Origin of the sequence: Sinorhizobium chiapasense (genome assembly GCF_045277575.1) — a bacterium.
GTDB lineage: Bacteria > Pseudomonadota > Alphaproteobacteria > Rhizobiales > Rhizobiaceae > Ensifer > Ensifer chiapasense_A.
Map to the genome: position 1 here is coordinate 700,116 of NZ_CP144205.1, position 12,002 is coordinate 712,117.

The 12,002-nt window shown below is 62.9% G+C and carries 13 protein-coding genes; 6 read left to right on the forward strand and 7 right to left on the reverse strand.

The features are described 5' to 3' along the window. Positions 1-15 precede the first annotated feature (15 nt). Entirely contained in the window at positions 16-387 is a 372-nt protein-coding gene (locus QM996_RS03360) for a DUF4406 domain-containing protein (RefSeq protein WP_500269292.1), read from the forward strand. 163 nt (positions 388-550) lie between these two features. Here the strand turns inward: QM996_RS03360 and QM996_RS03365 are convergent, their stop codons facing one another. Beyond that, complete coding sequence (locus QM996_RS03365) at positions 551-970, reverse strand: DUF4198 domain-containing protein (RefSeq protein ID WP_500269293.1); 420 nt, start codon at positions 968-970, stop codon at positions 551-553. A gap of 541 nt (positions 971-1,511) precedes the next feature. Here QM996_RS03365 and QM996_RS03370 point away from each other — a divergent pair. Further along, positions 1,512-2,132 carry a glutathione S-transferase family protein gene (locus QM996_RS03370; RefSeq protein ID WP_500269294.1) on the forward strand — a complete coding sequence of 207 codons (621 nt, stop codon included), beginning with the start codon at positions 1,512-1,514 and terminating at the stop codon, positions 2,130-2,132. 59 nt (positions 2,133-2,191) lie between these two features. Here QM996_RS03370 and QM996_RS03375 read toward each other — a convergent pair whose 3' ends face one another. The 3 genes from QM996_RS03375 to QM996_RS03385 form a co-directional block, all read right to left on the reverse strand. After that, positions 2,192-3,118: a bestrophin family protein gene (locus tag QM996_RS03375; RefSeq protein WP_500269295.1), complete on the reverse strand. Its 927-nt coding sequence runs from the start codon at positions 3,116-3,118 to the stop codon at positions 2,192-2,194. A 187-nt stretch (positions 3,119-3,305) separates the two neighbouring features. After that, the gene (locus QM996_RS03380; RefSeq protein WP_500269296.1) at positions 3,306-3,659 is read right to left on the reverse strand and encodes an MmcQ/YjbR family DNA-binding protein; all 354 of its coding nucleotides are present in this window, start codon (positions 3,657-3,659) and stop codon (positions 3,306-3,308) included. Between the two features lie 33 nt (positions 3,660-3,692). Then, the gene (locus QM996_RS03385) at positions 3,693-3,902 is read right to left on the reverse strand and encodes a hypothetical protein (RefSeq protein WP_500269297.1); all 210 of its coding nucleotides are present in this window, start codon (positions 3,900-3,902) and stop codon (positions 3,693-3,695) included. 89 nt (positions 3,903-3,991) lie between these two features. Here QM996_RS03385 and QM996_RS03390 point away from each other — a divergent pair, with 89 nt between their 5' ends. Beyond that, positions 3,992-4,930, forward strand: a complete 939-nt coding sequence (locus QM996_RS03390; protein WP_500269298.1) for a LysR family transcriptional regulator — start codon at positions 3,992-3,994, stop codon at positions 4,928-4,930. A 36-nt stretch (positions 4,931-4,966) separates the two neighbouring features. Here QM996_RS03390 and QM996_RS03395 read toward each other — a convergent pair whose 3' ends face one another. Further along, positions 4,967-5,626 carry a glutathione S-transferase family protein gene (locus QM996_RS03395; protein ID WP_500269299.1) on the reverse strand — a complete coding sequence of 220 codons (660 nt, stop codon included), beginning with the start codon at positions 5,624-5,626 and terminating at the stop codon, positions 4,967-4,969. Positions 5,627-5,912: 286 nt separating this feature from the next. Here QM996_RS03395 and QM996_RS03400 point away from each other — a divergent pair, with 286 nt between their 5' ends. Both QM996_RS03400 and QM996_RS03405 read left to right on the forward strand, forming a co-directional pair. Then, positions 5,913-8,246, forward strand: coding sequence for a putative bifunctional diguanylate cyclase/phosphodiesterase (locus QM996_RS03400; protein ID WP_500269300.1), 2,334 nt, complete (start codon positions 5,913-5,915; stop codon positions 8,244-8,246). Between the two features lie 144 nt (positions 8,247-8,390). Next, entirely contained in the window at positions 8,391-9,179 is a 789-nt protein-coding gene (locus QM996_RS03405) for a L,D-transpeptidase family protein (RefSeq protein WP_173515896.1), read from the forward strand. Between the two features lie 73 nt (positions 9,180-9,252). Here QM996_RS03405 and QM996_RS03410 read toward each other — a convergent pair whose 3' ends face one another. Beyond that, positions 9,253-9,729: a MarR family winged helix-turn-helix transcriptional regulator gene (locus QM996_RS03410; protein ID WP_500269301.1), complete on the reverse strand. Its 477-nt coding sequence runs from the start codon at positions 9,727-9,729 to the stop codon at positions 9,253-9,255. Between the two features lie 116 nt (positions 9,730-9,845). Here QM996_RS03410 and QM996_RS03415 point away from each other — a divergent pair, with 116 nt between their 5' ends. After that, a complete protein-coding gene (locus QM996_RS03415) occupies positions 9,846-10,268 on the forward strand; it encodes an organic hydroperoxide resistance protein (protein ID WP_173515898.1) in 423 nt (140 codons plus the stop codon). 151 nt (positions 10,269-10,419) lie between these two features. On the opposite strand, the gene QM996_RS03420 is transcribed toward QM996_RS03415, so the two are convergent. Further along, the gene (locus tag QM996_RS03420) at positions 10,420-11,991 is read right to left on the reverse strand and encodes a helicase HerA-like C-terminal domain-containing protein (RefSeq protein WP_500269302.1); all 1,572 of its coding nucleotides are present in this window, start codon (positions 11,989-11,991) and stop codon (positions 10,420-10,422) included. Positions 11,992-12,002: the final 11 nt, after the last annotated feature.

The window sequence follows — 12,002 nt, forward strand, 5'->3', positions numbered from 1 at the left end:
AATGTGGAGAAAATCATGCTGATTTTGATCGCGGGCCCCTATCGCTCGGGAACGGGAGACGATCCGGACAAGATGGCCGCCAACCTGAAGCGATTGGAAGAGCCGTCCTATGCGCTGTTTAAAGCCGGGCACGTGCCGATGATCGGCGAATGGGTGGCGCTGCCGGTGTGGAATGCGGCGGGCGGCGAGCGGGTGGGGGATGAGCTCTACGAGGAAATCTTCCACCCGGTGGCCGGACGCCTGCTGGCGCTTTGCGATGCTGTGTTGCGCTTGCCGGGGGACAGCAAGGGAGCCGACAACGATGTGCGCATTGCCCGCGAGCGCGGCATACCCGTCTACCATCGCCTGGAAGATGTGCCCGGTTGCGGCGAGGCGCTCGTTGCCTGACCGAAAACGGCCCGGCAGGGATAGCCTGCCGGGCCGATTGTGAGGCTTCTGAACGCCTCGGCACGTCATCCTCGGGACCGATTCGCGGTTCAATCCTTCACGCCCGCCCTCAAGCAGAGGGTGGATGTTCTGGCTAAGCTGCGGCATGACCGGAGAGATGGGGCTACTCGTGCACGTGCGGCTCGGCGACGAAGGTCAGCGTCGCCGTCAGCCCCTTCTTGTCGGCTGCGGCGTTACCTTCGAGCGGGATCGCGTGACTAACGGCGAGGATGTTGACGCCGGCATTGCGCAGCGTCACCTCGGCTTCACCATTCGCGTCCGTCTTTTCGGCGACGAGCTCGGGCAGTCCGGCGTAGTCCAGGATGATTTCCTTGCCTTCGAGCGGCCTGCCGTCGAGCAGCAGGCGGACGCGAAATCTCTCACCAGGCTTCAGCCCGATAGGGTTGTCGAGAGGAACAATCTGCAGCGGCTGTGCCGGAAAGTCCGGCAGCTCGCCATGCGCATGCACCAGCCCGATGCTGTATTTGACGGAATGGCTCGCCTGCTTGGCGCCGGGAACCTCGTTCTCGGTTTGTTCACCCATTTGCCGTCAGCACCTTCACTCCAATAGCCGTTGTCGAACTCGAGAGCGACGATTGCGGGGTCGCCGTCGAGTTTCAGCGAGGCGTGGTTGTCGGCGGGCACGATCGTCACCGGCAGCACCTTGCCGTCCTCGCCAAGCGCCGAGACCGATTTCACTTTGGCCGGATCATAGGCTTCGTCCGCCGGGCCGTGGCCGTAGATGACGGCGAGCGTTCCCCAACGTTCGCCGATCCATGCGCCATGGGAAAAGGCGGGTGTCGCAGCGGCGACAAACAGGCTGGCGGCGATGAAGGTTGAAAAGAGCGTCTTCATAAGTAACTCCGAATAATGTTATAACGTAACCTTCATGTTCTATTGAAATCCGTTCCCGCTTGTCAATCCGGGTGACATCCGTTCTTCTGCGGGCCGCACGCGGGGATAGGAGCGGAGAAAACCCGTTGGACTTCGCCCGAATTCGCTTCAATTCGCGAGTATTGATACTGTTGGCTCGACTCGATCGACGCTAAGTCATCGGATCCATCTGACCGCAGAGGAGAGTTAAAGTGTTGAAATTGTTCTACGCACCGGGGACCTGCTCGTTGGCCTCGCATATTGCGCTGGAGGAGGCCGGTGCTGACTACGAGGCGCGCCGCGTCGATTTCTCGACCGCCGAACAGACCAAGCCCGATTATCTCGCGGTAAACCCGAAAGGTCGGGTGCCGGCGCTTTTGACTGGCCGTGGCGTCGTCACCGAAACGCCGGCGATCCTGACCTATATCGCTGAGACGCATCCGGCGGCGAACCTGGCACCCAGGGGCGATGCATTTGCTTTTGCCCAGCTGCAGTCGTTCATGAACTATCTGTGCTCGACGGTGCATGTCGCCCATGCCCATGGTCGCCGCGGTGCGCGCTGGGCAGACGATCCCGCCGCGCACGAGGCGATGAGGGCCAAGGTCGCATCCAACATGACGGCCTGCTTCGAACTGATCGAGAACAGGATGTTCGAAGGCCCCTTCGTCATGGGCGAGGCCTATTCCATCGCCGATCCCTACCTTTTCACCATTGCCGGCTGGCTGGAAGCGGATGGCGTCGACCCCACCCTTTTTCCGAAAGTGCTGGATCACCGCAATCGCATGACGGCGCGTCCGGCCGTTGCCCGGGTATTGGCGGCGGTCAAGCTCTGACCTGTCGCGCAAGAGTGCGCAGCGGTCTTGCGCTAACGACGCGCTTTAGGCCACGGCCGCTACATCAGCATGTAGTTCTTCGGTTGCGGCAGCGGCGGAAGGTCGGCTTCGCCGAGCGCTTCGCGCAGGTTGATCTCGATCGTTTCGGCGAGTGCCACGATCGGCAGGTCGTTCGGCAGCACGCCGAACGGCTCCTCCAGCTCGTCGCCCAGCGCGTCGAGGCCGAAGAAGGTGTAGGCAACCAGCGCGGTGACGAAGGGCGTCGCCCAGCCGAGCGCATCGGCAAAGCCGAAGGGCAGCAGGAAGCAGAAGAGATACGCGGTGCGGTGCAGAAGCAGTGTGTAGCCGAAGGGCACCGGCGTGTTGCGGATTCTTTCGCAGGCAGCGAGCATGGTCGACATCTTGCCGACCGTACCGTCCAGCAGCGCCCACTGAAAGTCGCTGATCGTGCCGGAAGCACGTAGACCGGCAAGGTCGCGGCCCATCTCGCGCAACAGGAAGTCCGGCGGATTGCGGCTTGCCGTGTAGCCCGGAACCAGATCGTCAGGTATCCGCTCGAGCGTCCTGGTGGCATGGTTGCCCGGCCGCAGGTGGCAGACTAGGGCGTGGGCAAACGCGATCGTCAAATTGAGCAGGCGCCGCCGCACCGCTTTCCCCGACGTCTCGTCCGCCTCGTCCAGGATCAGCGTCTGGCGGGCAAGATCGCGTGACGTGAAGATCAGTTGCCCCCAATCCTTTCGCGCCTCCCACCAGCGGTCATAGCAGGCATTGTTGCGAAAGCCGAGAAATACGGAGAGCGCGATACCGAGCAGCGCGAACGGGCCGCTGTTGACGCTGGGCACGATTTGCGGATCGAAGCGGTGCGCCCAGACGACGAAGGCGGAAAGTCCGAAGACGAACAGCACCTGCGGAAATATCCGCTGAATGACCGATCCCCTGAGGATGAAGAACAGTTTCAGAAGGCTGGGGCGGTCGCGAACGATCATGGAAGAGCACCTGTGCGGCTATCGTTTCCACCGGTATAGGCGCTGGCTCTGAAATGGAAGGCCGCATCATCCGATCGCGCCGCCTCCAGCATCGAGATTTTCGCTCGGCAAGGGCTGCCCGGTCGACAAGCAGGCCCTACACCATAGAGCGCCGCCCGGCGTCCGCTTTCATGAAGAAGCGCCGGATTCAGCCGCCGAAGCTGGCAGAAAGCTTCTTCGGCGCTTTTTGCCGCCAGGCGGCAACCAGTCGCCCGGTTAGGCTTTCATCGTCGATCTCCGACAGCCGGACGAGCATGGCAGGCCAGCCCTTGTAATGGTCCGTCTCGAAATAGAGCCGCGGATCGAGTTCCAGCAGCATTGCCTTTTCCTCGAGCGCGCACATGACGACGAGCGTGTCGCCATTCTTCATGCGCGCGAAGCTCTTGTTCTTCACCAGCAGCGCCGGCGTGCCGTAGGAGGTGCCAACCGACACTTCCGGCAGGCTGGCGGCTTCCGCCAGCTTGACGACCCTCACGAAATTGCGGTCGAGGTCCTCGCTCATCCCACCAGCCTATCACAAGGCCGCTCTTGCTCGTCACCGGCCCCCGGCCTGCAGGCAGTCGCCGGCGCATTCGGCCGCGCGCGGCCACGGCCAGCCGGGGAAGGGCAGATCACCGAGTTCGCGTTCGTCCATGCGCTCGAGATCCGGGTGCTGCAGCGGATCGCGCGCCCAGGCCAGTGGCGTATCCTGCTTCCGATTTTCCGAAGTGGCGAATGCGGTCAACGTCGAGAGAAGCTTCAACATGGCGGACCATCCTTTCGATCGTTGGATGATCTGCCTGTCCCGCTCTCTTTTCAATTGAGAATGGCACCGAACGAGTTTAGAAAAACTATATGAGGGATCTGAATTCCGTCCATCTGAACGGACTGCGCGCTGTCGAAGCCGCCGGTCGACTGGGCTCGCTCGCGGCAGCGGCAGAAGAGCTCGGCGTGACCTCCGGCGCCGTCAGCCAGCAGATCGCTAAGGCGGAGGCCCAACTCGGCCGCGTCCTGTTCGAGCGAACGTCGCGGGGCCTCGTCCCGACCGACTTTGGTCAGCGGTTCCTCGCGCGCCTCGGCAATGCCTTTCAGGAACTGGCGGAGGCCGTGGCTTCGGCGCGGCGGCGCGACGAGTCGATGTTGACGATCTCGGTGGCGCCGGTCTTTGCCGCCCGCTGGCTGGTCTATCGGCTCAACCGTTTTGCCGAGCGCCACCCCGATATTCGCCTGCGCATCGATGCCACGACGAAGCTCGTCAATCTCGACACGTCCGATGTGGATGTCGGCATCCGTGTCGGCTCCGGCGAATGGCCTGGCGTGAAATCCGAACTGCTGCTGCAGCAGGAGGTCTTTCCCGTCTGCTCGCCGTCCATGGCGGAGAACCTGCGCATACCTGCAGATATTCTAAAGCTCCCTGCCGTGGTTGACGGTCACTCGATGTTCAGCTGGGAGGTGTGGCTTCGCGAAGTCGGCCTTTCCGGCGCCGAAATGCCCGTGCGCCACACGTTCAACGAGGCGTCGCTGGTGCTCGACGCGGCGATCTCGGGGCAGGGGGTTATGCTCGCCTGGCAGACGCTGGCCGGTTTCGCGATCGGCCAGGGCAGTCTGGTCGTGCCCTTCGGCATTCGTGTCGAGACGGGCTACGGCCACTATTTCGTCAGCTCGCCATCGCGGCGGGAAAGCAAAGCCGCGGCCGCCTTCAAGCGCTGGGTTCGTGACGAGGTGGAAGAGGGCATGCACCTGCTCGATCTCAGGGCGCCGCGTGTCCGCTTCGACGCGGCGACCATGACCTGACGATACCCGGGCAGCCGTCGAGCCGTTCCCGACGGTTTATTCCGGTTCCGCCAGGCGCACGTCCATCATCGCCTTGAACGCCGGCCGGTCATGGCAACGGGCAAGCCAGGCGGTCACACGCGGATATCTCGCGAAAAGCTGCTTCTGGGTCATGGTGTAGCGGAAGACCTCTGCGAGGTTAAGATCGGCCACGGTGAAACGATCGCCGACCGCATAGTCCCGTCCATCGAGGTGGGTCTCCATGCGGGCAAACACCTTGTCGAGCGCCTTGGCGCATCTCGCGATCGTTGCTTTGCCTTCGTCCGTTTCCTCGTTGCCGTAGTCGTAGGTGAGCACGATCTGCACGGCATGCGGCTCGACCTCGGTCGCCGCCCACATCGTCCAGTTGCCGATCAGTCCTTCTTCACGGATATCGGCCGGCGCCAGGGGGCCGCCATATTTGCGCGCAAGATAGAGATTGTTGGCAAGCGATTCCGTCAGCACCACCCCGTCATCGTCGATCGCCGGGATCAGCCCCATCGGATTGACGGCGAGGAAAGCCGGCGACTTGGTGTTGATGGGCGCATTGGCGGCAAGCGGATCGGCGACCCGCCGTGCCTGGATGACCGGCACGGATTTGAAAGGGATGCCGAGCTCCAGCGCCATCCAGTAGTTGCGCGATGCGCGCGAGCGATAGACCCCGTAGATCGTCAGCATGTCGAACTCCTCCCGTCGTTGCGTGCCCCTGTCATAGGCAAGCGTGCGGGAGGGCGGAAGCCAAGGTCGCTGATATCACGCATGAAATCTTTTGATAGGCCATGCGGCCCATTGTCGACATGTCGTTCGCGCCGTTGGTCCGGCCGCTGCGGGCGGCGCGACTTCGAGATTGCAACCTCTACACGATTTTTCTACAAGTTATTTAGGAAGGGCTAACTCTTGCTCGTTTAACGTGAAATGGGGAAAGATCGACCAGCGACGCGACGAAACGCGTCGGGAGGGCTGCTTGGCGAAAAACACGTCCCGCAATCCGCGATATGCCGCCTTAAACGGCGGCGGCAATGAGGATACACGTTGTCTGATCGATGCCAGCCACCGGTTGGCCGAAGAAGTGGCGCGCATCTTTCCCGCCGAACCCGACATCGCCGACCGCCACTACTGGTTGGAAACGATGATCAACCATGTGCCCGACTACATCTATGCCAAGGATGTCGACGGGCGGTTCCTCATCGCCAACCAGGTGACAATTGCCGACAACGGGCTGGAGGCGCTGAAGGACATCGTCGGCAAGACCGACTTCGATCTCCATCCGCCGCATATGGCCAAGGCGATCGCCGACATCGAGCGCCGCGTCATCGAGACCGGCGAGCCGATTTTCGGCATCGAGGAACGGGCGATCGTCAGCAAAGGCCGCGACCGCTGGCTGATGACCTCCAAGGTGCCGCTGCGCAACAAGCGTGGCAAGATTGTCGGCGTCGTCGGCGTGTCGCGCGACATCTCCGACCGCAAGGCCGCCGAACGCCTGCTCGAAGGGCAAGCCCGGCTCCTGGAGATGATCGCCAACAGCCGGCCGCTCGACGAATTCTTCCGGGACATGATCCTGCTGATCGAGGCGCTGATGCCCGGGATCAAAGGGTCAGTGCTGTTGTTGTCGGCCGATGGCCGCTATCTCTCCCACGGCGCAGCGCCAAGCCTCGACGAGGCCTATTGCGCGACCATCCATGGTGTCGAGATCGGTCCTCGAATGGGCTCCTGCGGGACCGCCGCCTGGCGCGGCGAGCAGGTAATCGTCTCGGATATTCTCGCCGATCCTCTCTGGGACGACTATCGCGAGTTCGTTCGTCCCTACGGTTTCCGGTCCTGTTGGTCGACGCCGGTCCATTCGCGCGACCGCAAGGTGCTTGGTACCTTCGCGCTCTATTCCGGCTCCGTCGGCGTTCCCGACGATGGGCAGAGGGAACTGATCGCGATGGCGGCGCATCTGGCGGGTATCGCCATCGAGCGCAAGCAGGCAGAGGACCGTATCAGTTTCATGGCGCATCATGATGCGCTGACGGGCTTGCCGAACCGGGCGCTGTTCGAGGAGCAGGTCGCCGAGGCGCTGGAGGCCCTGCGTGGCATCGGTCAGTGGGCGGTGCTCGCCTTCCTCGACCTCGACAATTTCAAGCTGGTCAACGATACGCTCGGCCATGCGGCCGGCGATGAACTGTTGAAGGTCACGGCAGCGCGCATGCGTTCGTCGGTGCGCAAGTCCGACATGGTCGTGCGTGTCGGTGGCGACGAGTTCATCCTGCTCTTGAACGGCCTTCCCTGCGAGCGTGATGTCGTACTGGCGAGGCTTGAGGATATTCGCCGCGCCATCGCCGCACCGATGGAGATCGAGGGCCGAAGTTTGCAGGTCACCTGCAGCATGGGGGTCGCCTGCTTTCCCAATCATGGCAAGACGGTCGGCGAGCTACTCGCCAATGCCGACATGGCGATGTATCGGGCCAAGGAGCTCGGTCGCAACAATCTGCAGGTCTTCACGGAGGAAATGGCTGCCAAGGCGCACGAAAAGCTGCGCCAGCAGGAGGAGTTGCGCAGGGCGCTGGCGCGTAACGAGTTCTTCCTGCAGTTCCAGCCGCAGATGAACCTTGCCAATGGCCGCGTTTTCGCAGCCGAAGCGCTGCTGCGTTGGCGTCACCCCGAGCGGGGCACGGTCTCGCCGGCCGAGTTCATTCCGCTCGCTGAAGAAACCGGGCTGATCGTGCCGATCGGCGACTGGGTGCTGCGTGCCGCCTGCCGCCAGGCCAAGGGCTGGCAGGATGCCGGCCTGCCACCGCTGATCGTCAGCGTCAATGTTTCGGCGCGCCAGTTCCGCGAGCGCGACTGGGCCGGCCACGTTGCGGCCATTCTGGCCGAAACCGGGCTTGAGCCCTGTCGTCTCGAACTGGAGCTTACGGAAAGCCTGATCATGCAGGACGTGCCAGGCGCAATCGCCACCATGCACGAACTGCAGGCGATCGGCGTGCACCTGGCAATCGACGATTTCGGTACCGGCTATTCGAGCCTCAGCGCCTTGAAGCGCTTCCCGGTGCGCCGCCTGAAGATCGACCGGTCCTTCGTCGCGGACATTCCCGTCGATCTCGACGACAACGCGATCACGGCGGCGATCATCTCGCTCGCCCAAAACCTCGGCCTGCGCGTCATCGCCGAAGGTGTGGAAAACCAGGCCCAGGTCGAGTTTCTGCGCCGGAGCGGTTGCGACGAGATCCAAGGCTACTTCTTCAGCCGGCCACTCGCCGCGCCTGATTTTGAAGCATTGATGCGCCAGCCGCTTTTCAGCGCCCACAGCGTCTGAGTTCCCTCCGTTTCACCCCGCGACGCAAGCTTCGGTCCAGCCGCAAATGCAAGCATCGCCCCATTTCGAGGGGCTGTGCGTAGTATTTCGTTAAGCAATTTCATGCAGCACTCCTCAGGCCGCACTCAAGCCCTCCAGAGTTCGATGTCCTCTTCAGTCCTCTTCTCCCGTCGTCAGTTTCTCCGCTCGTCCGGATTGGCGCTTGCCTCCGCCGGTCTTGCAGGCTGCACCTCCTCGATGAACACGGATGTCTTCCGCTATGAAACGGCGCCGGTGTTCCGCAATCCCGCGCTCGAGGGACGCTTTACCGATCCGCGCGCCGAGGGCATTTATGAGAGGCAGGATGGTCCGGGGCCGCTGCCGACCGGCCTTCCGCCGCAGGACCTCTACGTCGAGGACATCTATGCCTCCGTGAACGACGGCGGATACCAGGTGCCGGCCATTCCCTTCCGCCAGATCGACGCGCGTTTCTATCGCCAGGAGGTCAGCGATCCCTTCGGCGAGCAGCCGGGAACGATCGTCGTCGATACCGGCGACCGCTACCTCTATCTGATCCAGCCGGGGGGCAGGGCCTTGCGTTATGGCGTCGGCCTCGGTCGCGAGGGATTCGCCTGGTCGGGCCGCGGCGTCATCCAGTGGAAGCAGAAGTGGCCGCGCTGGACCCCGCCGGACAGCATGGTCGCCCGCCAGCCGCAGCTGAAACCCTATTCGGCCAAGAACGGCGGCATGGCGCCGGGTCTCAACAACCCCTTGGGTTCGCGGGCGCTCTACATCTTCCAGAATGGTCAGGACACGCTTTATCGCGTCCACGGAACGCCGGAATGGAAGTCGATCGGCAAGGCCGTTTCGTCCGGCTGCGTGCGCATGCTCAACCAGGATGTCATGGATCTTTACGATCGCGTGCGCGGCAAGGCGCCGATCCTCGTCATCTGAGAACCGCGGGCGGCGTCGCTCACTGTGTCCCACCGCTCATGCGGTGGATGACGTCCGCTATTTTCCGCTGCTGTCAGTCCGCCCCGTGACCGGAATTGAGCTGCCGCGTCAATTGATGCAGCGTTTCCCGGATCTCGCCCGCTTCCTCCAGGCTGCAGCCTGAAGCCCTGCCGATATCCATGAGAATGCCGAAGGCCTCGCTCTTGAGGTCGCGGCCTTTTTCCGTGAGGCGGACGATCACCTGCCGTTCGTCAGCCGGATCGCGCTGGCGCGCGACATAACCGGCCGTCTCCAGGCGTTTGAGAAGTGGAGACAGTGTTCCGGAATCGAGCCCGATTTCCTCGCCGATGCGCTTCACCGTCATCTCGTCCTGTTGCCACAGCGCGAGCAGCACGAGATATTGTGGATAGGTAAGGCCGAAACGGTCGAGCAGCGGCTTGTAGGCGCGGTTGAAGGCATGCGCCGCCGAATAGACGGCGAAGCAGAGTTGCTGGCCGAGCGCCAGCGCTTCCTCGGGGATGGTGTCGTTATGTGTCGACTTGTCTGTCATCGTCGCATTTTCGCAAAAACACGCCAAAAATGCAATTTGCAAAATTAATTTGCGCGCAATTGAATTTTGCGATATCTAATTCGCATCCACTCGGAAACGCAAAAGGAGACCCGCCAATGCCCATTCTCTATCGCACCACTGCATCCGCAACCGGTGGCCGTGCTGGCCAGGCCAAGAGCGCCGATGGCGTTCTGGATGTCACCCTCACTGTGCCGAAGGAACTCGGCGGCGACGGCGCCCGCGGCACCAACCCGGAACAGCTTTTTGCCGCCGGATACTCGGCCTGCTTCCTCGGCGCGCTGAAGTTCGTTGCCGGCAAGGAGAAGGTAAAGCTTCCGGAAGACACGAAGGTGACGGGAACCGTTGGTATCGGCCCGCGCGACGATGGCACCGGCTTCGGCATCGATGCCGCGCTTGAGATCTCGTCGCCTGGCGTTGACAAGGCGGTTCTCGAAGACCTCGTCCAGAAGGCGCATATCGTTTGCCCCTATAGCCACGCGACCAAGGGCAATATCGACGTCAAGCTGACGGTTGCCTGATTTTTCAATTCCAATCGGAATCCAAAAGCCCGGCGGGTTCTTCCGCCGGGCTTTGTGTCCTGAGGGGCGTGATGCTCCATCCAGCCGCCGCACGAGGCGGCGGCCGCCGCGCCTCAGCGTCGTCGAGGTGCCCTTGCCCTCACGGTCTTGGTCAACGCCGGCTGAGGCTGCCGAGGATGCCGCGCACCAGGGCGCGGCCGACCTGGGTGGCGACGGTGCGGGCGACCGATTTCATCGCGGCTTCGACGACTGTCTCGCGCTGGTAGCCGGAGCTGCGCGGACGCGCCTGCTTGCCGGCCGCTTCCGGCTCGTCGTCGCCGAAGCCCGGCAGCGTCCAGCGGCTGCCGCCGGTATTGGCTTCAGTCGTCTGCTGCTCGGCCTGTTCCTGCGCCTCTGCCTGCGCGTCGGCTGCCTTCTTGGCGCGTGCCGCCAGGATCTCGTAGGCCGACTCGCGGTCGAAGTCTTCATCGTAGAGGCCACGGACGGGGCTGACGTCCATCACCTTCTGCCGCTCGGCCTCGGTCAGCGGACCGACGCGCGACTGTGGCGGACGCACGAGCGTGCGCTCGACCATCGACGGTGCGCCCTTGCCTTCGAGTGTCGAGACCAGCGCCTCGCCGGTGCCGAGATTGGTGATGACGGTGGCGCAGTCGAAGTCCGGGTTCGGACGGAAGGTGTCGGCGGCCGTCTTCACCGCCTTCTGGTCGCGCGGCGTATAGGCGCGCAATGCATGCTGGACGCGGTTGCCAAGCTGGCCGAGAACGGTATCCGGCACGTCGAGCGGGTTCTGGGTGACGAAGTAGACGCCGACGCCCTTGGAGCGGATCAGGCGCACGACCTGTTCGACGCGTTCGATCAGCGCCTTCGGCGCGTCGTTGAAGAGCAGATGCGCCTCGTCGAAGAAGAAGACCAGCTTCGGCTTGTCCGGGTCGCCCACTTCCGGCAGCTCCTCGAAGAGTTCCGAAAGCAGCCAGAGCAGGAAGGTCGCGTAAAGCCGCGGGTTCATCATCAGCTTGTCGGCCGCCAGCACCGAGATCGCGCCACGTCCGTCATTGGTCGTGCGCATGATGTCGGTGATCTTCAGCGCCGGCTCGCCGAAGAAATGCTCGGCGCCCTGCTGCTCGAGGATCAGAAGCTCGCGCTGGATCGAGCCGACCGAGGCCTTGGAGATGAAGCCGAACTGGTTGGAAAGCGCACTGGCATTGTCGCCCATGTAGTTGAGCAGCGCCTGCAGGTCCTTGAGATCGAGCAGCGGCAGGCCGCCCTGGTCGGCGATCTTGAAGGCGATGTTGAGCACGCCTTCCTGCGCGTCGGTCGCATTCATCAGCCGCGACAGCAGCAGCGGTCCCATCTCCGACATGGTGGTGCGGACCCGGTGACCCTTCTCGCCATAGAGGTCCCAGAAGATGACGGGAAATTCCTGGAACTCGTAAGGGTTCGTCGGCAGGCCGATCTGTTCGGCGCGCTTCAGGATGAAGTCCTTGGGTTCGCCGATGGCGCCGATGCCGGAGAGATCGCCCTTGACGTCGGCGCAGAAGACCGGGACGCCGGCGTTGGAAAAGCCTTCGGCGAGGATCTGCAAGGTAATTGTCTTGCCGGTGCCGGTGGCGCCGGTGATCAGGCCGTGGCGGTTGCCGAATTTGAGTTCCAGATACTCGCCCTTGTTGATCGAATCATCAGGCTTGCGGCTGGTGCCGATAAAGAGCTTGCCTTCTTCCAACATGTGGGCTTCAT